Below are 20,413 nucleotides of genomic sequence, written 5' to 3' on the forward strand. Positions count from 1 at the left end.
AGTGCCATTTACGTTTTGGCAACACGTTCCGGTCTTCGGACTAGGTACGTAACTGTGCGTACCAGACCCAAGTGCAGGGTCCATGCCAATGGGACGCAATCCGATTTGATTCCCCAAAACTCAAACCACGCGGCAAGTTATGACGATTCTTCCGGCTGCGACTGGAAGCGTCATGAGAAGATTTGCGATCATTTTGATAACAATTGTTTCAATATGACCATAAATGGCGGAAAATCCATCGTCGGGCTCGAAACCATTGAATTCTAACGATCAACCTGACGGGTATGCGACCAACCGTGTCCTAAACTGGTGCAGAATCCTTATCTGTTGAGATATTGGCACTGGGTTTGCCTTGTCTCACCTTCGAGCCAGGGAACAATGCTTTGATGCGCTGTTCGTCGCCACCGAAACAAAAACAACTTATCCATACCTAAGGGGGATCGAGATGTTCAAGCAATGGTTGATTGTGGGTGCCGTCGCATTGGCCCCGCTGTTTGCCGTGAACACGGCTGAGGCGCAAGTTTATACGACGGTAGCCCCACCGACGGCAGTCGGTTACATTCCCGTTCGTCGAGGACTGTTCGGTCTGCGGTCCGAACTTCAGCCGGTCGTCGTGCCGGGTGCAGCAACCACCGTCGTGAACCGACCGGTCGTCACCACCAGTTATGCACCGACGACCACCTATTACACGCCAACCACGAGCTACTACGCTCCGACCACTTCCTACTACACTCCGACGACGTCCTATTACACGCCAGAGGTCACCACGGCTTACTACGCGCCGCCGGCAACCACCACCTACTACGCACCAACGTCCCAGGTGGTTCCCGCGACGACTTATTCCGCCCCAACGACAGTGAACTACTATCCCAAGACCTACTGGTACAGCACGCCGGCTCCGGTCCCTCGGACGGTCGGAATGCCGATCATTGGCTACTAGTCCTCGTGCCAGCATAAAAAACTTGAAACTACCCATCATTTGTTGCTGGGTAGTTTTTCAATGGGATTGCCGGTAGCGGCTTTAGACGCAGCTGGCGGTGGATTAAACTGGGGGAATCTCTTTCGACGCCCCAAGTCGATCATTCACTGAAATCCACGCCGCCCCCTGTGCGGTCCGACTCTATCAATGAGGTTCCCCCATGACGATGCACCGGTCTCTGTCCCTTTCGTTGTTGTTGGTTCTGACATGTGTGGTGGCTCTTCGGGCGGAAGATAAGCAAACGACTGAACCCAAAGGGGAATGGATTCAGCTCTTCAACGGGAAGGACCTTACCGGCTGGATTCCCAAAATCCGCTATCACGAAGCTGGCGAAAACCCTGGCGACACGTTTCGCGTGGAAGATGGTCTACTGACGGTTTCGTATGCCGACGGTTACGAAGACGGCTTCAACGAAACGTTTGGCCACCTGTTTTATGAGAAGCCCTTCAGCAACTATCGTCTGCGCGTCGAATACCGCTTCATCGGCGACCAGTGCAAAGATGGTCCAGGCTGGGCCTTCCGCAACAGTGGCGTGATGATTCATGGCGAATCGCCCCAGGACATGGGCAAGGATCAGAACTTCCCGGCTTCCATCGAAGTGCAGCTTTTAGGCGGCAAGGAAACCGGCAGTCGTACGACCGCCAACTTGTGCACCCCAGGCACCCACGTCGAAATGGATGGCAAGCTGTTCAAGCCGCACTGCACGAGCAGTACGTCGGAAACGTACCGTGGCGACCAGTGGGTTACTTGCGAGATCGAAGTGCACGGCAACGGCACGATCAAGCACATCATGGATGGCAAAGTCGTCCTGGAATACGAAAAGTCGCAGCTCGACCCAGGCAATGGTTCCATCTCGGAACCCGATCACACGAAGATGCTGATCGAAAAGAATGGCGGCGTCATGCTGTCCGGTGGCACGATCTCGCTGCAATCGGAAAGCCACCCTGTTCAGTTCCGCAAAGTGGAAATCATGTTGCTGGACGAGTAGTCGCACGGAGCCAAAGGACTGCATGAAAATCTGTACGCTCTTCAATGGCCGATCGGGCGGAGCCCAAGCGATCGGCCCGCAGGTAAAAAAGCTCGCGGAGCGTGACGGGCTTTGCTGGATCCCGATCGATCAACTCTCTGGCGACGCAGCGTTGATCGAGGTCATTCAAGCGGAAAACCCCGACCGGGTCATTCTTGTCGGGGGTGACGGGACGATCTCTCGCTCGCTGAGCGTCCTTTCTTCTCCCAGCGATCTGCAGTTCGGCATCGTTCCGACCGGTACTGGAAATGACCTGGCTCGGTCGCTTGATATTCCCCTGAATGACGTCGAAGCAGCCTGGAATCTGGCCGTAAGTGGCGAGGCGAAAGCGATGGACGTTCTCGAAACTTCCATCGGCCAGCCCCAGCTACTGATGAATGCGGTTACGGCCGGCATCGGGGGTGTCGTCGCCGAAGAGATTCAAACCGAAACGAAAGAGACCTACGGGGCGCTGGCCTACTGGATGTCGGCATTCTCGGTACTATCCGATCCGCCTGTCTTTCGCATTCGCTTAACGCTCGATCGGCAGGAAGTGATCGAAGAAGAAGCGTATGCTTTCTGCGTTGCCAACGGTCGCTGCGCCGGTGGGGGCTTCGTCATCGCCCCCAAGGCCCAGCTGAACGACGGCAAGATCCATGTGACCGTCTTACCGGCACTTTCCACGGCCGAACTCTTCGAATCGGGACTTAACTTCATGCTGACCAACGAGGATGCCGAACGAAGAATCGTTACCTACGCTGCGCAGGAAGTGGAATTCGAAGCTTCGCCGGAGGTTCCCTGCAGCCTGGATGGAGAGAAGGCGACGTTCGCTTCGCTGAAGTTCCGCATCGTGCCGGCAGCCAGAATGGTTGTCGGTGGAATGCATGCGGCGTTCGACGGAAACGCTTCAGCCTAAGATGAACGACCGAAGCACACGTCGGCGTGCCTCGGTCGCGCCGTGAGAATTCACGAGACTACTCTTGGTCGGTCTCCAGCTTGTGCGACAACAGCCACTCGTACAGCTGCTGGTTGTCGTACGTTTCGGTCCAACTATCGTGGTTGGCTTCCGGGTAGATCGTGAACTTGGGCTCGTTCCCCTTTTCCTTGAGCAGCTTGACCATGTCTTCGGAGTGCGAGATCTTCACGACCGGGTCCTTCGCGCCATGAAACACCCAGATCGGCAAGTGAGCGATCTTCTCGACCACGCTGACGTCGGAAGGTCCACAGATCGGAGCGATCGCGGCGACTTCGCCAGACATCGCACCGGCGACTTGCCAGGTACCTCGGCCTCCCATGCTCAGCCCGGTGATGTAAACGCGATTCTTATCGACGTTGTGGATCTGCATGATGTGCTTCATCAGTGCCACCACATCTTCGGTCACCCACCACGTTCCCTTGGGGCACTGGGGAGAGACGACGATGAAGGGAAACTCCTTTCCCTTTTCGATCAGCTTCGGCGGGCCATGTTTCTTGACCAACGACAAGTCGTCCCCTCGCTCGCCGGCACCATGCAGAAACAGAACCAGCGGCCACTTCGGCTGCTGTTCGTATCCCTTGGGCAGATAGAGCAGGAAGTTCATTTCCTTCCCGTCGGAAAGCTCGAACGTCTCTTCCGATTGGGTCGCCGGCTTTTCCTCGGCGGCTTGCAGGCCAACGGCAAGTGGAAACAAGAGGAACAAGGACAGACAAAATACGCGTGATAGTTTCATGAAAAAAACCTCGTAAACAGAAGGAGATAGTGCCTCTATTCTAGTTCCTGGCCTGTATCGATTTCTACATGCTGCAGAAAGCTTTGCTCGATTGGTAGCCCCTTGGTACAACGAAGTGCACTGAGTCTCTCTCCCAGGTAGGAACATGCCTGACACGTATGCCATTTTGCGTGAAGCCGATTGTCGCGTAGATCTCGACAAAGCTGCCGAGATCATGGGGCCGTGCCTGGGCTTGGCCAAGGCCGACATGCTCCAAGCCCTGCACGATCGACCGGGCGTATTGGCCAAGATGGTTCCCTACGATGCCGCCAGAGACATGGCCAAGGCGTTGATTCTGGCAGGCATGCCGTGTCGCGTGGTGCATGACGATCACCTTATCCGGGTGCCGACGCCTCCCCGCGTTGCCATTCGAGGGATGGAGTTCACGGAGGAACACCTCGTTTTCCGTTCGGTCGAATGGGAAGGGCGCCTTCGCTGGGACAACATCCGCCTGCTGGACATCGTGCAAGAGGTGGCGGAAAAAGTGGAGTTCGTCACCATCGAAGAAAGTGATGGAGAAAGCCATTCCCATCGAACCGAACGGAGATCGCGATTTGATGTGAGCGTGTTTCTCGAAATCGTCTGTTCCGATCCAATCCTGCGAATGCGTATCGATCGGAACCTGTTTCGTTACAAGTCGACCGGCCTGAAGATGCATACCAGCCGCGAGATGAATTTTCGCGCTCTTTGCATCGCCCTGCATATGCGCAGCCCCGATGCGCTGATCGGTCCTGGCTTCGCCTGGATGTCCAAGGGAAACAACACCCATCACCAAAATGGGAACACGCTGAAGAAGTTCGAGAACTTCGCCAGCTGGCTTCTTACGGTGGAGGCCTGACCCGACATGCGCCGCGTGCTGACCTATCTGGCGATGCTCAAACGACTGCACTGGGCAACCTGGGTGGCCGTGTCCGTCACGCTATTGGCTTTGTTCCTGATCGTCGTCCCAGGCGAATACCAGATCGAGGGCTCTATTCTTCCGCTGACCGATTGGGAAAAAGAGTGCTACCAGCTTCGACTGGATGCTTCTGCCAAACGCCAGAAGGCGGCTGAGCAAGAGTTGAAGCCTCCGAGCTTCTACCTCTCGACGCATGTGGCTGCGTACACGCACGGGTGGCCCCGTCCGTTTTTAGTTCGGGCCCTGGTTTACGATTACCGTCGAAGCCCGAGCAAACCGTGGCTAGGCAAGAAGAGTTCGTTTACATCTTGGGGGGGCTCGCTTTATCACAACGTCTCGTGGAGCAACTACGACAACTGGCCCCTTTCGGCCGATGGCTGGCTGCTGCGGCCCTGGTCGCTGCTGCTCGATCTGCTGGTGGCACTGGGCATTGTGGCCGGAGTGGGAGGGCTCGTTCAGTGGCGGATCGAACGTAACGGCGGTCTGCTGCGTTTTCACCTGGCCGACATGCTGGCAGTGATGACTATCATCGGCATCGGCCTGGGAACGTACCTCTACCACGACAATCTGCGCCGACGGGAATCCTTCGATGGTCGACCGATGGCGGTCCCAGCGTTTACCTCCACCGATGGCTGGACGACGTACGCGCAAAACTACCAGGGACCGATCTGGCTACGGAAGCTTGTCGGGAATCAGTATTACCTGCCGCTGTTCCATCATGTTGATACCGTATCGATCACCGTCGACGACCGTTGGCGAGAGAACTTCGCGCGGCTTCGAAGATACCCCTATCTGCGAACGATCCACCCGCGATTCGGCCTACCCGTCGCTGCCATCCCCATTCTCGAAGAGTGTCCGCAACTAGAAGAGATTTACCTCGGCATGTATGAGCTGGACACACCCCGGCTCATCCCCGGTACCCAAGACAAGGCCCTGCAACCGGAGGACTTTTCCCAGTTGGAAGCGTTGCATCTGACGAAGGTAACGGTCAGCGGCACCTTCATCCAAAAGCAGCACATCGCTCAACTTGCCGCCTTACCGACAATGCGCCAAATCAAGATCCAATCGACCAGCGCGACCGAAGAGCAGATCGAAGAACTTCGCCAGGAGTTTCCCCAAGTCGACTTCCACGAGATACCGGACCTTCAGGTGTTTTCTTCGCCAGGGTAATTGCTACGCATGAAACATCTTTGGCCGCGACTATCGCTGCTCAAACGTCTGCACCGGGCAACCTGGTGCGCGATGCTGCTGACGGCGACTGCGTTGGTTTTGATCATGGTGCCGGGAGAGTCGCTGTACCTAAGTTTGGAAAAGCGTCCGCAGCCGTGGTATGACGCATGCATGGAATTGGAGGCCGATACCTACCAACAATCCATCGATGCGATGTGCATGTCGGAGGGTTATCCCGAAAATGGAAGCACCATCTGCCCGCCCGACTTGAAGATTATTGAACACGGCTGGCCCAGTCCTTTCCTGGCTCGAGCGGTTGTCGATGCTGTCCCGTTTCCCACAGGTGAGGAAATCTCGTGGACGAACCTGGAGAACTGGCCCTTTTCAGCCGAGAACTGGCTCTTTCGTCCTGGGGCGTTCCTGCTCGATTTCGGCATCGCGATCCTTTTAATCGCCTTAGCCGGAGCACTGATCCAGTGGAGAATTCATCGCCGCCAAGGACTCCTGAAATTCGGTTTGTCGGATCTCCTGATCGGCCTGACGTTTCTTGGTTTGGCCATGGGCTACTACACCTATCATCATCGCATCTCTACGTTGGAAGATCAGGCAATCGATCCACCCCAGTCGTTTTGGACGACACGATTTGGGCGAAGTTTTTACAGCGGTCGGATGATCACGCGACAGAACTACGAAGGACCGCAGTGGCTGCGCAAATTGTTGGGTGGCGATCAGTATCTCGAATTGCTGTATCACGATGATTATGCCGAGATTCAGCCCGGTGCCGATTGGCGATCCACCTTCGAAGCCGTAACCGAGCGTCCCTTTATCGAGGTCGTGGACGTTCGCGAGCAGCTTCCTTTGGAGGCCGTCGAGCAGCTTGCGAAATGCCCTCAGCTAGACTCCTTGATTCTGCCTAAGATGGATTCCAAGGCGCCTCAGCGGATTATCGGAACGAACGATCCCGTTTTCCAACCGCAGCATTTGCCGCAACTCAGGAAGCTTACTCTTCGTACGCTGGTGCTTCGCGGCAATGCGATCGAGCCACACCACGTCGAAACCGCTGCTGCGCTACCCGGCCTGCGGACGATCTACTTGCAGGGAACGTCCGTCACGGAAGAAGAATTGCAGCCGATACAGCGGCGTCATCCTCAGGTCGAGATGACGATGACAGACTACATCCCTTTCTAGCGTCCCCATAAAAAAAGCGGCCCGAGAGAAACTCTCTCGGGCCGCTTTATTGATTTGTGCACGGAAGCTTTTAAAGCTTAGCGACCGCCACGGTATCCACCGCGATCGCCGCCACGGCCACCACCGCCGCCGCCACCTGGACGACCTTCGCGTTCGCGAGCTTCGTTAACAACCAGCTTACGACCATCGACATCGAAACCGTTCAAGGCGTCGATAGCGGCCGTTGCGTCCTGGTCGTTGTCCATTTCAACGAAACCGAAACCGCGCGAACGGCCCGTTTCACGATCGGAGATGACGCTAACGTAAGCGACGGGACCGTACTCACCGAAAAGGTTTTCCAAGTCAGTACCGGTGTAGCTGTAAGGGAGATTCCCTACGTACAATTTCTTCTTCACGGATCTAAAACCTACTAGCAAGAAAGACATAAAATCGGAAGTGACCGATTCGCTCGATCGGGCGTCGCACGTTCGCCCGTGGGCTCAGTGCGTCATTCACATCATCTATGCAGTGGCGTCGGGCCCACCGCGTCTTTCTGTCGCCAAAATCGTCAACTAGTAGGTGGTTCGAGCGATGCCAATCGGGCATCCGAACAAACGGACGAACTCGGGCAAGAAGGCCCTATCCGCCATTACGTCTCTCAGAAAACACATCTAACAGGTCGATCATTGCAGGCAGACTGACAGCCATGCTTAGATTCAAGCCTGAATGTATCGACCCCCGAGAAGTGGAGTCAATGGGAAAACGTACCGATTGCCCCTGTTTATTCGAAACAGTCAAAAATTCACCCTCACATAACGTTTACCTGTGATTTGACGGCTCAACCGGTACTTTTCCAGGTCCTTAATGCCAGCGGAAGAATCGCAGCGCTACCACGAACGAGACGACTCCCCACAGCACCAAAACAATCGTTTCATGCGCTAACGAAAACAGCCCCACCCCCTCCAGCATTACGCCCCGCAACGCATCGTTCAATGCGGTCAGCGGCAGCAGCCGAATGGCGGGTTGCAGGAACTCCGGGAAGCGCTCGCGGCTGAAGAAGATGCCTGACAAAACCCACATCGGCAGCATCACCAGGTTCATCAGCCCAGAAACGGTCTCCAGCGTCTTGGCCCGGCAGGCGATCAACAGCCCCAGCCCCGCAAAGCTGACCGCACCTAGCAGAATGAAGAATACTACGGTCAGCAGATTTCCCGCGATCTGCACCCCAAATACCAGCCAGGCAAAGACCAACAATAGCAGCACCTCCGGCACCATGAAGATCAAACGGCTGATCATCAGTGATGCCAAAAAGTCGGTCTTGCGCATCGGGGTGGCCAGGAACCGCTTGAGCAGTTTTCGCAGCCGCATGTCGACCACCACGAAGCCCAGCCCCCACAAACCGCCCCCCATCAGCCCCATGCCCAAGAGGCCCGGCACCAGAAAGTCGATGTACCGGCCGCCGGGCGCACTAAGCTCGGTCGAGGTCACCTCCGCCGCGTTGACTCGACCGGCAGCCGCTTGCAGGACCAGGTCGACTTCGTTCCGAGCGAGCTGGCTCTCGGGCCGCGTGGGGACCAATAAGTAGTCGAACTCCTTCGTGCCGCTAGCCGTTACCACCAGGTCGGTTCGCCCGGTGCGCAGGCGTTCCTTCGCAGCCTCTTCGTCGCTGTCTCCCAGATGAAAGCGCGAATCCTGCCCAAGCGCCGTGCGGGCGACTTCGGCCTGAGAGCCGATCACTTCAACGCGAAACGTTTGCTCCGGCTGTTCGCGAAAGGCCACACCCAAGGCCACCGTCATCAGAATCGGAAAACCATACACCCAGAAGACGGCTTCCGGTTCGCGGTAGAACTCTTTCAGCCGGGCAATAACCAGCTGCGTCAGGGGACGGATCGACCAGGTCATGTTATTCTCCTCCATCCCGCAAGTGACGACCGGTAAGCGTAACGAAGACATCTTCCAGGCTGGCCTGACGCGTGGTCAGTTGAGCCAGTTCGGCCTGATCGGCACGAAGCTTATCCATGACTGCCGGTAGCGCGGCGTGGATCTCTTCGACATGCAGCACGATCGTTCCCGCATCGCAGAAGGTCGATTGCACGCCAGGTAGCGACCCGAACGCTTCGTGCGAAAGCTGCGGGCCCTCCTCCTTCACGCGGAACTCAATCACCTGGTCACCTCCCAGGCGGGTAATCAGGTCGCGCGGCGTGCCCAGGGCAATGACCTTCCCCTGGTCGACCACCGCCACGCGATCGCACAGCCGCTCGGCCTCGTCCATGTAATGGGTGGTGAGCATGATCGTGCGGCCACCATCCCGCAGATCCCGCACGACGTCCCACAGTTGCCGCCGTGATTGAGGATCGAGCCCGGTCGTCGGTTCGTCGAGAAAGACAAGCAGCGGATCCCCCACCAAAGCACACGCCACCGCAAGCCGCTGTTTCTGTCCGCCGGAAAGGCTGCTGATCCGGGCATTGGCTTTCTCGTGCAGCGAGACCAGCCCCAACGCTTCGTCCGGCGTGATTCCTTGGTTGTAGAAGCTTCGGAAGAGGACAATCGTTTCGTGCACCGTTAGCTTATCGCTCAGGCGAGTCTCTTGCAGCGAGATGCCGATCCGCTGGCGAATCTCTTCTTCCTCGCTTCCACCCCAACTCTTGCCCAACACTTCGACCTGGCCGCTGGTCGGCGTTAGTAGTCCCTCAAGAATTTCGATCGTCGTCGTCTTGCCGGCCCCGTTGGGCCCTAACAGCCCAAAGCATTCGCCTGGGTGCACTTCCAAGTCAAGCCCGCGCACCGCTTCGACCGGCGGCTTGCCGGGATAAGTCTTCACCAGGTCCTGGCAGCGTATCGTGGGAGGCATCGACCAACCTTGATGATGTGGAGAAAAGGATTTCGAGAAGGCTCCGTTCTACGTGGGAACCCAAGCCAAAGGAAGACGACGACAAAATGCCCTCGCGCAAGACACGATAAATGCTTAGAAGTTCGGCTGAAATTGCTCTTTGTCCGGCAATTGATACATCAGATTCCCGAGATAAAAGTTCTCCAAACCAAAAAATATCTCATGAAAGATTAATTTCTTGGCCTTCCTGTAATTTCAACCTAATCTGGGGGTTTGACATACCTTCTTTCTTGTGTATTTCCGTTTCTCAAGGACCGAACTCATAACTATGAATCGCCCGAAAAATGGCGGGTTCACGCTCGTTGAACTCTTGGTAGTGATCGCGATTATTGGCGTGTTAATCGCTCTTCTGCTGCCTGCTGTCCAGCAAGCACGCGAGGCCGCTCGACGGATGCAGTGCAGTAAAAATCTCAAACAAATTGGGTTAGCCCTACATAACTACCACGACACCTTCAAAACGCTTCCTCCCATGGTGATCTCGCCGATTGGCGATCCCGACGACATGGGCAACGGAGCCGACCCAGTCGAGGGGTGGGGCTGGGCCGCGTTTCTGCTGCCGTTCATTGAACAAGGCGCATTGCACGACCAAGCTGGGATTACCCAAGGTAATCATCTCGAAAATTAGCTGACTGATACGATGTTGGTTCCGGTCGACGGATATCGTTGTCCTTCCGATACGGGCAAGCCGGTAGGCGACGCAGCTCCGCGTTTCCTCAAAGGGGGCGGGATGAACTACGCCGTCTACAATCACTCGCGATCAGGCAGCCTGAATGCTGGTGACGGTGGGTTCTATCGCCACAGTGGACGCAACTTTCGCGACGTGGTCGATGGCCTCAGTAATACGCTCGCGGTCGGAGAGAGTTGCTCGAAGTTGAACGGTCAGACGATGAGCTTGAAGTCGTGGGCAGGTTGCCAGCAAAGCTTAGGCGGCAACTGTATCGACGAGTTGGCCATCTCCGGACGTTGGCCAATTAACGACAACACCGGCACGACCGACCAGAAAGGAGAAACGCTGAGCAGTCTGCACCCTGGCGGTGCGATGGTTTTGCAGTTTGACGGCAGCGTTCGCTTCCTGTCGGAAAACATTCAGTTCATCCGTTCGGCCTCGCCTAACAACAATACCAGCGCGATCGATAGCCTCTACGAGTACCTGATCTGCGTTGACGACGGAAATCCGATCAGCGACTTCTAATGCGGCCGGACGCTTTTGGCAACTTCGCCGGATGCCCAATCTCTTGAGGGCCTCCGGCAGCTCACACCCACCCCTCTTTCATCGCGCTCCCCTCGGAAGGAACAAGCGACATGCTACGACTCTCGGTTTATCGTCAACCCATCGGTTTTTTAATGCTTGTGGCACTTGCGACAACTTGCGTCGGCTGCTTTCAATCGAAACCTGCCGACCAGCCAGACCTGGGCGAGGTCTCTGGCAAGGTGACCCTGGATGGTTCACCCCTTGCCGATGCTACCGTTTCCTTTCAGTCGGTGGAGTTGGGACGCATGGCTTCCGGAAAAACGGATGCTCAGGGGCACTACGAATTGATCTTGCTCAACGACATCAAAGGAGCCGTCGTCGGTGAGAATAAGGTGCTTATCACCACCGCCCAACCAGGCGACGACGCGGTGCCGGGAAGTGCCAAGCCGGAAACGCTCCCCAAGAAATATAATGACAAGTCGGAGCTAACTGCCGAAGTCAAAGAAGGCACGAACGAGTTTAATTTTGATTTGCAATCGAAATGAGCCTTGATGATGTGGGAATACCGTTAGGCTTTTGCTTCATTTTATCCTTCTATGCCGGAAGGAATATGGCGAAAAGCAGGGACCAAGCTGTCGCCAGGGGGAAAACTCGCAAGTAACAGCAAGGTTCGTGAAGGATCCAAGGATTTAGAAAAAAGCAACCAGCAATGATCTCCTTTGCTGGCTGCTCGAAGACGGGTAAACATCTCGCGTCGCGTTGAACACGCCTTTGGTCGAAGTTACGGGTATTCCAGATCAATCGTGTTGCTGCCTGAGTTGACCTCGACTTCACGTTTCGTCTCGGCGACTTCCTTGGGAACCGAGGTTTTGGGTTTCATCAAGTTGGTATTACTATCGTCGAGTACCTGATTCCCGCTGATCGTGACCGAGTGTTTGCCGACCTGGGCTCCCATTTTGCTTGAGCTGTAAATAAGCTCGTACCGTCCACTGTCGTCAGTCGTTCCCGTAGAGCCGCGTCCTCCTTCTAACGGAGTGAATTCGACAACCACGTCCGAAGCCGGTTTTCCCTGGATCGTTACGATTCCGGATACGCTTCCCACAGGGGGACCATCGTAGCCGCCGCCACAACCAAGCAACATGGCAAGCGTTGCTAGTAGCGACACACCTAGCGCGCACTTCATTACTATTTCCTTGAAGATGAAATACCAAAGACGACCTCACGCCGCCAGCAGGACCATGCCGGGCTGGCTGGGCGTGGGTTGACAATAATCTGTTAAGAAGCCGAACGATAGCGAATTAGTAAGACCCAATAGGCTGACCATCGTTGCGTGAGAGAAGCTTCTCAAAGGTACTGTTGTTGAAGGAGCCACCGGAACCCGATGCCGTAGGTGTATGGTCAATCGTTTCGGGAATGAAACGCACCGAACCATCGCACAGCACAAACATTGCTCCGCCAGGGTGACGGCTTGAGAAACCGTATTTGCACTCGTTGTGGGTGAAATTGATGCGCACCGCACCGCCAGCCAGTACGTGTCGAATCGTCAATTGTTCGTTGTTGTGGGCCGTACCGATGGCGATTGCTGCGTCGCAGACGAACTGCGTTCCCGCTGGATTATTCAGACGCCAACTGCGTTCTCCGATCGCAATGGTATTCGAGGTGCCGTCGGTGATGTCGCGCATGCCAATTCGCGAGTTCCGCCAGAAGATTCCGGTCGGCGCATGAGCCGCTCCAGGCCCCGTCCAACCGCCTCCTTCGCCAGGCCCGTAACCGGTAAGCCGACCGCCGGAGTGCCACTTATGGCTCGTGTTGTTTCCGACATAGTTGCTTGTTGCAACCGGTTCGTCGCCGGAAGACTTTTTCAGTTTGTGCCCCGTATTCGGATTGGGAGCCGTGTCGGAAGGACAGAGAAATGCCTGAACCGGCTGCTTCATCAACGCGACCAAGGTAGCATCGTTGAGCGCACTGGTCAGAGACTGGGATCCCACGTCTAAAGAGTCAGCAAGAGCGTTTTGTTCGATGAAAGGAAGCAACTGAGCACCCCAACCCCATGACGATCCTGTACCGTTGTAGTCCAGATTGCTTCCATTGAGGTCTTGGAGCAAATAACCAGGCGGGAACTTACCGTAGGTATCGTGGTAATTGTGAAGTGCGATACCGAACTGTTTTAAATTGTTGCTGCACTGCATCCGACGAGCCGCTTCGCGGGCCTACTGTACCGCAGGCAGCAGCAGAGCGATCAATACTCCAATAATGGCAATGACAACTAGCAATTCGACGAGAGTGAACCCGCGCCGACAATTCATACGGATAGACATCCGATGCCTCCTGAAGAGTGTGAGAAAGTAAGTATTTAGAATAGATGGAAGTACCATTCCCGCTCAGCGAGCGGAGACGTGGTGGGTTGATAAGTAAGGAAAAGGGGAGGATAAGTGATGCTTATGTCGTTAGGCCTGTCCAGAAGTCTGCGAAAACCGCCTAATCTCGCGTCCGCGTCAATCTTTGGGGTGCTGCGCCTCACGAACATCTCGTTACCAAGGTCAATATATATAAAAACTATGCAAATTTATATGCACAACCGGACATCTTTTGTGCAATTTAAGACACCTCAAGAGGCCTTATGCAGCGCTTAATCTCACATTGTTGCGATTCTTGCTGGTTAGTTATTGTCCTACGGAACCAGTAAACGAATGCACTTCTGCGCTGTGGAACGTCTTTTGGCATTTCTACCAGCAAGAATCATGTTAGATTCCGCGGTTTTCATTGCGAAACGAGAAGGCAAGAGTGAGTGCTGGCAACATTTGATTTCTTTCACCTAACGCATGCTGCGATTCCCTTCAGGAGGAGGAACCCATGGGAACGTTTGAACTGCTCGTGATCGCTTTGATGATCGCGTTCAACAGTGTTTTCGCCGCCTACGAGATTGCCCTCGCCTCGATCGGACTCGGCCGACTGCATGCGCTGAAAGATGCGAAGCGGGGCGGGGCAGCTTCCGCGCTGCGCATGAAGGACAACATGGAGGCCAGCCTGGCCGTGGTGCAGCTGGGCATTACGCTGGTGGCTGCCGTGGCCGCTGCCACCGGCGGGGCAGGGGCCGCCGAGAAGGTCGAGCCGATGCTGATCGATTCAGGCTTCTCGGAAACGGCCGCCGCGCTGTTGGCGATTACGTTGGTCGTCGCTCCGCTGACGATGATTACGATTCTGTTTGGTGAGCTGGTTCCCAAGGTCTTCGCGCTGAAAAACAAGGAGTGGATCTGTCTGAAACTCTCGCCGCCGATGGAGTGGTTCTCGTACGCGGTCTGGCCGGCCGTCTGGTTCTTTGAAAAATCGGTGACCGGCATCGTCTCGCTGTTTGGCAAACGCAAGGGGGATGAAGGAGACATTTCCGAAGCGGCCATCCAGGAACTGCGCGGGGCGGCGTCCCTGGCCCGCATCAGCAACTTGATTGGGCGTCGCGAGGAGGGAATCATCGTCAGCGCCTCCCGGCTGTCGGCCACGCCCCTTTCCGATATCATGTTGCCGGCCCAGTACATGGGCATGTTGCCGGCGGACGAAACGATGGAGCACGCATTGCGGCTTGCCTACCAAACGATGCACACGCGGTACCCCGTCACGCAGCAGGCCGGCAGCCCGCAGCGAATTATTGGGTACGTCAACCTGAAAGATATCGTCGCTGAAGAAACGCACGGCCACGAGAACCAGCAGGTGCGTACGTTGGTCCGACCGATCATTTCGTTCGCGGCGAAAGCTGCCGTTTCTGAATGTCTCGAACGGCTGATGCGCGAACGTCAGCATATCGCCTTGGTACGCGAGAACGACCGCGTGATCGGCATGGTGACGCTGGAGGACATCGTCGAAGAGATCATCGGCGAAATCCACGACGAGTTCGATCGGTTGCCGACCTACGTTCGCCGTTCTGGCGACGGTTGGCTGGCTGGTGGCTTCGCCTCGCTGCATCATCTGCAGCATGTCACCGGCCTGACGCTGAAGCCTGTCAGCGAAAAGCCGGTTTTGAACTTGAACGACTGGATTCTCGAGCACCTCACCGACCCGCCCACCAGTGGCGTGGCGATCAACGACGACAATACACGCGTGGTCGTCCGCAAGACCAAAGGGGCTTTGGTTCGCGAAGCGTTTCTCTATTCACTTCCTGCGGAAGACGCGCCGGCCGAGCCGGGTCAGGGCGGTAACTAAGGGATCAAACCCTCCAGAATCTCAAGACGCTTTTCCCGCTCTCGTCCTTCGGCAGGGAGTTCCAGAATCTTCATGCGGATCAATCGCTGTACGGCGATGTTCTGCGAGTCCTCGAGAAAGTCTTCCAGCACTTCGCGGCGTTCTTTCTCATTGGGAACGAGTTCCTGCAGGCGTTCCAAAGCGAACGCCGCGCTCAGCACCGCATCGTTGGCGATACGTGCCTGGGTGGCGACCCGTTCCATATGCAGCTTGTGCATCTCGAAATCAAGCCGGTGCCCTTCGAGCATGGCGCGGTGGTGCTCGCGCTGCATCATCTCGCGGCGGCGCTGATCGAACGCTTCCGCTCGCTCACCAATATGTGGGCGAACGTCATCGACTTGCTCGGAAAGTCGTTCGAGTTCATGCAGAAATTCGTCTTTCTGCCGCTCCATTTCGCGGCGAATTTCACCCCGCTCGCGCTCCTCGCGCCGCTCGATCTCGCGCTGTTCCCTTTGTTCAGCTTCCGCGCGTGGATCGTATTGACCATACGCCGACTCGAGCAGCAGCCCGGAAAAAAACAGGCCAGTAACCATTGGCAGGTAGACAGACATACGAAATGAAACCATCATGATCAGGCCCCCTATAAACGCAAAATGGAGTGGGTAAGTCCTGTTTGTTCTACCAGTGCCCGAAGCGATTTGGCAATCGTATTCGTTCGTCTTTCCGTTAGTTCTCGGCAAACTCAGGCTGCCAGAACCGCATCATCCGCTGGACCGAGCTCACATCGCTGCCGAAGTGATAAAGCGTTTGATGCTTCTTGTCGATGATCACGATCTGCGACAGGGGAGGCATCAGTTCCTGGTAAACGTCCGCCGGAATATCGGTGCAGTAGGTTAGCACCGCTTCCTTCAAGCTCAGGTTTCGTCGCTGCGTATTGACCTCGATCCAGGTCGTCAGCATGAACTGGAAATGAATCAAGAAGTCCGTGGCCGAGTGATTGGGATGCAGTGCCAGGAACACGCTTTCCGGGAACTTCATTTCGTGGTTGTACTCGGGAATGGTGTCGGCCAGATTCCACCTTGAATAAAGCTTGTACTGCAGGGACGAGGTGTCTTGTTCGTAGCACGGCTGCATCCGCTGACAGAAGGCCCGCTCGGCGACCGAGGCGTTAGCCAGGTCGGCATTGATCAGCATGTTGGTCCACGTCAGAAAACGACCGGTGACGCTCGCTTCGTAAGTGAACGTTTCCCACTGAATGTTCCGCACGCGGGTTAGCGGCAATTCCGACTGCGTGGGAAGCGTATCAATGATCGGTCGCGCATGCGCCGGAAGAGGAGCCTTTTCGTACAGCTCTAAGTACCGCTCGACGGCGATCGCGATCGGCAGGGGAAACGCCTGGCGGTCGAGCACATGCCGAATGACCAGATCATCGCGCAGCTTGGGGTCAGGCATGATCATATGCTGATAGGTCCGCTGGCCCAAGTCATTCACCTCGTTCAGACAGATCTCGCGCACCTCGTCGTTGAGCCCTTCCACCGGCTCTTCCAAACAGCCGCAAAGGATATCCAAGGCGTCCAGCATTTGGCTTTCAATATCGAGCATCGCTTACACTTCCAATATGGGTGCGTGGTGTTCGTGTTCGTTCTCTTGGGCTTGTCCGGCCGCAGCACTTGCCTGATCGATCTTGTCGCCTGCCTTGGCGATCTTGCCGGCGGCGCTGGTGGCTTTGGCTGCCTTGCCGGCGTTTCCGGCCTTCGAAGCGTCGTCCAATGCATCGTCGACTTTGGAAATCGCGTTGGCGTTGCGTGCCCCGGTCAGGGCCGCGTCGTCGACGGCATCGTTGGCCTTACCCATGACCGCAATCGAAGCCAGGCTGCCGGCCAGGTGGGCGTAGTCGTTCGCATTGCCGCTGGCCAACGCCGAGCCCAGCTTGCCCAGGCCCGCCACCGGGTTGCCGTCTCCCATCTGATCGCACGTCTTGTACAAGCTGTACGCGCCGTACATCGCCATCGCGGCACCCACCAGTTCCGGATTCGCCCCCAGTACTACCAGGGCAGTGCGAGCGGCGAACATCTCGAGGTTCTGCTTGTTCACCAGGCCTTCGAACAGGCCTTTGCCAAACGCGCCAACCAGTGACGGCAGGTGCAGCTTCTTCAGCTTGGGAATCGTCAGGTGCGGAAGTTCCAACGCGATGCACGGCACCGGGATATGAATCTCAGGCAGGCTGATCGACAGACCGGCAATTGATGGCAAACTGGGGATCGACGGAATCGTCGGCGCCCCGCCCATCTCGCCGATCATCACCTGGGGAAAGCCCATCGTGATGGTGCCGCCGTGGGCACACATGTCTCCCATCCGAGCCGCTGGCATCCCGCCGATGAAGACCGTCGGCGAACCCATCGCGATCGCGTCTGGTGGACCGCAGCACGTGACCATATCTCCCACGCGCGCCGCCGGCATGCCGCCGATCAGCACCGTCGGACAGCCCACCATCACCGGTCCACCCACATGCGGAACCGGCCCGGTACTCATCGGGCAGGTATGCATATCAGCGATCCGAGCAGCAGGCGGCATGGCATTCCCAGCAAGGCATCAAGACAAAACGGCTGGGAAAAGGTAGGTCACTCGAAACGCGCAGGGGGTTGGCAAACCACAAAATCTTCGCAGATGATCGTCACATTCGGTACGATCAGACGTATGAACCCTACTAAGGACACCCCGGATAAGCCCCGCCGCCGCTGGCTGAGCTTCAGCTTGCGCGGGCTACTCGTCTTCACGGTCGTCGTTGCCGTGGGAATTGCGCTTCCCATGCGCTGGCGGCAGGACGATATCGCGCAGTACAAGGTCGAGCAGCAAGTAAGCACTCAAATCGACTCCGTCGACGGCTATTCAATGACTTACCGACTGCCGGGTTCGGATGAGATCACCTGGGTTGAGTATCCCAGTTATCTTTGGAAACGAGCGATGAACTGGGGGCATGATGCGGATCTGTACGAGGACATTGAGAGCGTTCATCTTCCCATCAATAAGTTGAACCGGTTAGCTCCTCAACTCAAGAAGCTTCGCTCCCTCACGTCGATCGATATCCTGTCAAGCAACACCGGTGAATATGGCCGGCCCCTCTCGGACGAAGTGATCGAACACTTCGCCGGCATCGATACGCTTGAGGAACTCGATCTTTGGGCGGTGACGGTAACGCCACGTCAGCTTCGGCGTCTGTCTTCCCTACCGAACTTGCGCAGGTTGGTTCTTCCTTCCAGTGAGTCGTCCATTGCTATTCTGGACGAAGTCTCCAGCTTCCATCAATTGGAATCTCTCAAAGTCAACGATGTCCCCATCACCCGTCCCAACGTCGAAAAGTTGGCCGCCATCCCGAAACTTCAAACACTGACCATAGATTCATCCGCCCCTTTAAGTACGCCAGACGGCATCCAGGCGATGGCAGCGCTCACGCGAATGCAGTGGCTCGTCATCGACGTTCCATCCGTTGACGATCGCTGGTACGACGCTTTGGGGAAGATGACGTCACTAACGAACCTGTACCTCAAAGGCCATCGTGAACGAGTGGCTGCGCCTGGGGAAGCATTCGCCCAACTATCGAGTTTGACGAAGCTGAAAGTGTTGACCATTGATGGCGTCAGCATCGATGACAAAGCATTGGAAACCATCGGCAAGATGACTAGCCTGACCGAACTGAACTGCGACGCGAGCCTGACCACCGACGCTGGCATGAAGCACCTGGCAGGCCTTCCGCAGTTGAGGGAAGCCAACCTCAGTGGGACCCGGATCACCATTCACGGCCTGCACGAGTTATCGAAGTCGCCGACGCTCGACTATGTTCACCTCGGCGCCGGCTTCCAAGTCTCGCTGCAAGATCATCGGGTTCACTTATGCGGGACGTGTGCATTTCCATACGACTACGCCAATACGACCCAATTCGGTGAAGCGAATTCCGCCGCTTGGCGAAATTTAATCCGCATTTCCGAGAGAAATTCAAGCGAAGGTCCTTCCGCCGCGTCGGAGTTTTCGCCCGGCGAAGATCCCTTCGCACCGCCCACCGAACTTCCCGATAACTTCGCCGACACGATAGGCGACCCCTTCGAGCAACCGGGCGAGGAGTTGGTGATCGAATGACCGATTCGCATCCGCCTGCCGAACGATCCCGCCGCCGCTGGCTGTCTTACGGCCTACGGGGGCTGATGCTACTCGTGCTGCTGCTATCGCTTCCCATGGGGTGGATTGCCCGGGACGTTTATCGGGCTCAGCGAGAAGCAGAAGTCGTTGCCGCCGTCGAGAAAGCCGGCGGGTACGCCTCGTATGACTATCACAAGCTGAACCTAAGGAACGAAGTCCCTCCGCCCCCGGGTCCTTGGCTGCTCCGCAAGTTGTTTGGCGAGCATATCCACGCTTATGTCGATTTCGTCATCATCAGCGAGCCGCAAGATACCAACGAGGTCGTCCCCATGCTGGTCAGTTGTCATCGACTGGAATACCTGGAACTCCACGACGTGACACTCACGGATCCATCGGTCGAAACCATTTCTCAAATGCCGAGGCTGAATGATCTGGCGCTGATCGGCACTTCCCTCAGCGTCGAGCAGTTTCGTCAGTTGTCGCAAGTGAAAACACTCAAGTCGATCACCCTGGTAGGAGCAACGGCCTCAGACGAATACCTACAGCTACTGCCCCAATTCCCTGAATTGGAAGAAGTAATGCTCCGAGAAACGACGATCACCGACAACGGCTTGAAGTCGCTCGGACAACTACCCAAGCTCACGTCGCTGGAGATTGAGCAGGCACCTGCGGTCACCAAACATGGCTTTGCCGCCTTGGCCGATTGCCGAGAACTCCGTACTCTCTGGATCGTAGGAACATCGATCGACGAGGGGTGCGTCGATACGCTCCAGAAACTTCCCAAGCTCGATGACGTCTACATTAGTCCCGATGAACTGGAGGTCGAGTTCTACGCCTGGGGATGCATGCGAATCGACACGCTGACGCCGGTGAAGGTCAACACGGAGTTCATGCCGATTTGCGGAACGTGCGGAATGTTTGTGCCTGAAAAAACCGGACCGCGCGTCATTGACGTTGATGCGTTTAGTATCACCATCCGTCGCTACGATGACGACGAAGTAGAAGACTTGCCGCAGTAGGTATCACGAACTCTCTTCCCCAATATCCCCCATCCGC

The 20,413-nt window shown here is 56.3% G+C and carries 18 protein-coding genes and 2 pseudogenes; 11 read left to right on the forward strand and 9 right to left on the reverse strand.

From position 1 onward, the window contains the following. Positions 1 to 445: 445 nt before the first annotated feature. The 3 genes from Pan97_RS25900 to Pan97_RS25910 all read left to right on the forward strand — a co-directional run bounded on the left by Pan97_RS25900 (position 446) and on the right by Pan97_RS25910 (position 2,901). Complete coding sequence (locus Pan97_RS25900) at positions 446 to 940, forward strand: hypothetical protein (RefSeq protein WP_144977927.1); 495 nt, start codon at positions 446 to 448, stop codon at positions 938 to 940. A gap of 199 nt (positions 941 to 1,139) precedes the next feature. Beyond that, complete coding sequence (locus Pan97_RS25905) at positions 1,140 to 1,967, forward strand: 3-keto-disaccharide hydrolase (protein WP_206668914.1); 828 nt, start codon at positions 1,140 to 1,142, stop codon at positions 1,965 to 1,967. A gap of 22 nt (positions 1,968 to 1,989) precedes the next feature. Beyond that, entirely contained in the window at positions 1,990 to 2,901 is a 912-nt protein-coding gene (locus tag Pan97_RS25910; protein ID WP_165698977.1) for a diacylglycerol/lipid kinase family protein, read from the forward strand. 58 nt (positions 2,902 to 2,959) lie between these two features. Here Pan97_RS25910 and Pan97_RS25915 read toward each other — a convergent pair whose 3' ends face one another. Further along, on the reverse strand, positions 2,960 to 3,694 hold the full coding sequence (locus Pan97_RS25915) for a carboxylesterase family protein (protein ID WP_144977930.1): 735 nt from the start codon (positions 3,692 to 3,694) through the stop codon (positions 2,960 to 2,962). Between the two features lie 145 nt (positions 3,695 to 3,839). Here Pan97_RS25915 and Pan97_RS25920 point away from each other — a divergent pair, with 145 nt between their 5' ends. The 3 genes from Pan97_RS25920 to Pan97_RS25930 are packed head-to-tail and all read left to right on the forward strand — an operon-like array spanning position 3,840 to position 6,989. Further along, entirely contained in the window at positions 3,840 to 4,571 is a 732-nt protein-coding gene (locus Pan97_RS25920) for a hypothetical protein (RefSeq protein WP_144977932.1), read from the forward strand. A 6-nt stretch (positions 4,572 to 4,577) separates the two neighbouring features. Next, the gene (locus tag Pan97_RS25925; protein WP_144977934.1) at positions 4,578 to 5,801 is read left to right on the forward strand and encodes a hypothetical protein; all 1,224 of its coding nucleotides are present in this window, start codon (positions 4,578 to 4,580) and stop codon (positions 5,799 to 5,801) included. Positions 5,802 to 5,810: 9 nt separating this feature from the next. Then, positions 5,811 to 6,989 (forward strand): hypothetical protein, encoded by a 1,179-nt coding sequence (locus Pan97_RS25930; RefSeq protein WP_144977936.1) that lies wholly within the window; start codon positions 5,811 to 5,813, stop codon positions 6,987 to 6,989. A gap of 77 nt (positions 6,990 to 7,066) precedes the next feature. Here the strand turns inward: Pan97_RS25930 and Pan97_RS25935 are convergent, their stop codons facing one another. The 3 genes from Pan97_RS25935 to Pan97_RS25945 all read right to left on the reverse strand — a co-directional run bounded on the left by Pan97_RS25935 (position 7,067) and on the right by Pan97_RS25945 (position 9,819). Beyond that, positions 7,067 to 7,384 carry an RNA recognition motif domain-containing protein gene (locus Pan97_RS25935; protein WP_174819560.1) on the reverse strand — a complete coding sequence of 106 codons (318 nt, stop codon included), beginning with the start codon at positions 7,382 to 7,384 and terminating at the stop codon, positions 7,067 to 7,069. 445 nt (positions 7,385 to 7,829) lie between these two features. Continuing rightward, complete coding sequence (locus tag Pan97_RS25940) at positions 7,830 to 8,870, reverse strand: ABC transporter permease (protein ID WP_196782223.1); 1,041 nt, start codon at positions 8,868 to 8,870, stop codon at positions 7,830 to 7,832. A 1-nt stretch (position 8,871) separates the two neighbouring features. Beyond that, positions 8,872 to 9,819 carry an ABC transporter ATP-binding protein gene (locus tag Pan97_RS25945; RefSeq protein ID WP_144977940.1) on the reverse strand — a complete coding sequence of 316 codons (948 nt, stop codon included), beginning with the start codon at positions 9,817 to 9,819 and terminating at the stop codon, positions 8,872 to 8,874. A 307-nt stretch (positions 9,820 to 10,126) separates the two neighbouring features. On the opposite strand from Pan97_RS25945, the pseudogene Pan97_RS26585 reads away from it, so the two are divergent. Together Pan97_RS26585 and Pan97_RS25955 are read left to right on the forward strand one after the other, a co-directional pair. Next, positions 10,127 to 11,050 (forward strand): annotated as a pseudogene (locus tag Pan97_RS26585) (DUF1559 family PulG-like putative transporter). Positions 11,051 to 11,160: 110 nt separating this feature from the next. Continuing rightward, complete coding sequence (locus Pan97_RS25955) at positions 11,161 to 11,595, forward strand: carboxypeptidase-like regulatory domain-containing protein (RefSeq protein ID WP_144977942.1); 435 nt, start codon at positions 11,161 to 11,163, stop codon at positions 11,593 to 11,595. Positions 11,596 to 11,831: 236 nt separating this feature from the next. Here Pan97_RS25955 and Pan97_RS25960 read toward each other — a convergent pair whose 3' ends face one another. Then, positions 11,832 to 12,233: a carboxypeptidase-like regulatory domain-containing protein gene (locus Pan97_RS25960; RefSeq protein ID WP_144977944.1), complete on the reverse strand. Its 402-nt coding sequence runs from the start codon at positions 12,231 to 12,233 to the stop codon at positions 11,832 to 11,834. Between the two features lie 115 nt (positions 12,234 to 12,348). After that, positions 12,349 to 13,368: pseudogene (locus tag Pan97_RS25965) on the reverse strand (DUF1559 family PulG-like putative transporter). A 535-nt stretch (positions 13,369 to 13,903) separates the two neighbouring features. On the opposite strand from Pan97_RS25965, the gene Pan97_RS25970 reads away from it, so the two are divergent. After that, complete coding sequence (locus Pan97_RS25970) at positions 13,904 to 15,244, forward strand: hemolysin family protein (protein ID WP_144977946.1); 1,341 nt, start codon at positions 13,904 to 13,906, stop codon at positions 15,242 to 15,244. Here Pan97_RS25970 and Pan97_RS25975 read toward each other — a convergent pair. The 3 genes from Pan97_RS25975 to Pan97_RS25985 form a co-directional block, all read right to left on the reverse strand. Further along, complete coding sequence (locus tag Pan97_RS25975) at positions 15,241 to 15,852, reverse strand: hypothetical protein (protein WP_144977948.1); 612 nt, start codon at positions 15,850 to 15,852, stop codon at positions 15,241 to 15,243. The genes Pan97_RS25970 and Pan97_RS25975 overlap by 4 nt on opposite strands. A gap of 97 nt (positions 15,853 to 15,949) precedes the next feature. After that, positions 15,950 to 16,825: a hypothetical protein gene (locus Pan97_RS25980; protein WP_144977950.1), complete on the reverse strand. Its 876-nt coding sequence runs from the start codon at positions 16,823 to 16,825 to the stop codon at positions 15,950 to 15,952. Between the two features lie 3 nt (positions 16,826 to 16,828). Next, positions 16,829 to 17,797, reverse strand: coding sequence for a PAAR domain-containing protein (locus Pan97_RS25985; RefSeq protein WP_144977952.1), 969 nt, complete (start codon positions 17,795 to 17,797; stop codon positions 16,829 to 16,831). A 123-nt stretch (positions 17,798 to 17,920) separates the two neighbouring features. Here Pan97_RS25985 and Pan97_RS25990 point away from each other — a divergent pair, with 123 nt between their 5' ends. Both Pan97_RS25990 and Pan97_RS25995 read left to right on the forward strand, forming a co-directional pair. Further along, positions 17,921 to 19,357, forward strand: a complete 1,437-nt coding sequence (locus Pan97_RS25990) for a leucine-rich repeat domain-containing protein (RefSeq protein ID WP_144977954.1) — start codon at positions 17,921 to 17,923, stop codon at positions 19,355 to 19,357. Then, positions 19,354 to 20,376: a leucine-rich repeat domain-containing protein gene (locus Pan97_RS25995; RefSeq protein WP_144977956.1), complete on the forward strand. Its 1,023-nt coding sequence runs from the start codon at positions 19,354 to 19,356 to the stop codon at positions 20,374 to 20,376. The genes Pan97_RS25990 and Pan97_RS25995 overlap by 4 nt, the downstream gene beginning before the upstream one ends. The last annotated feature ends 37 nt before the right edge of the window (positions 20,377 to 20,413 follow it).

The organism is Bremerella volcania (assembly GCF_007748115.1).
GTDB classification, from domain to species: Bacteria; Planctomycetota; Planctomycetia; order Pirellulales; family Pirellulaceae; genus Bremerella; species Bremerella volcania.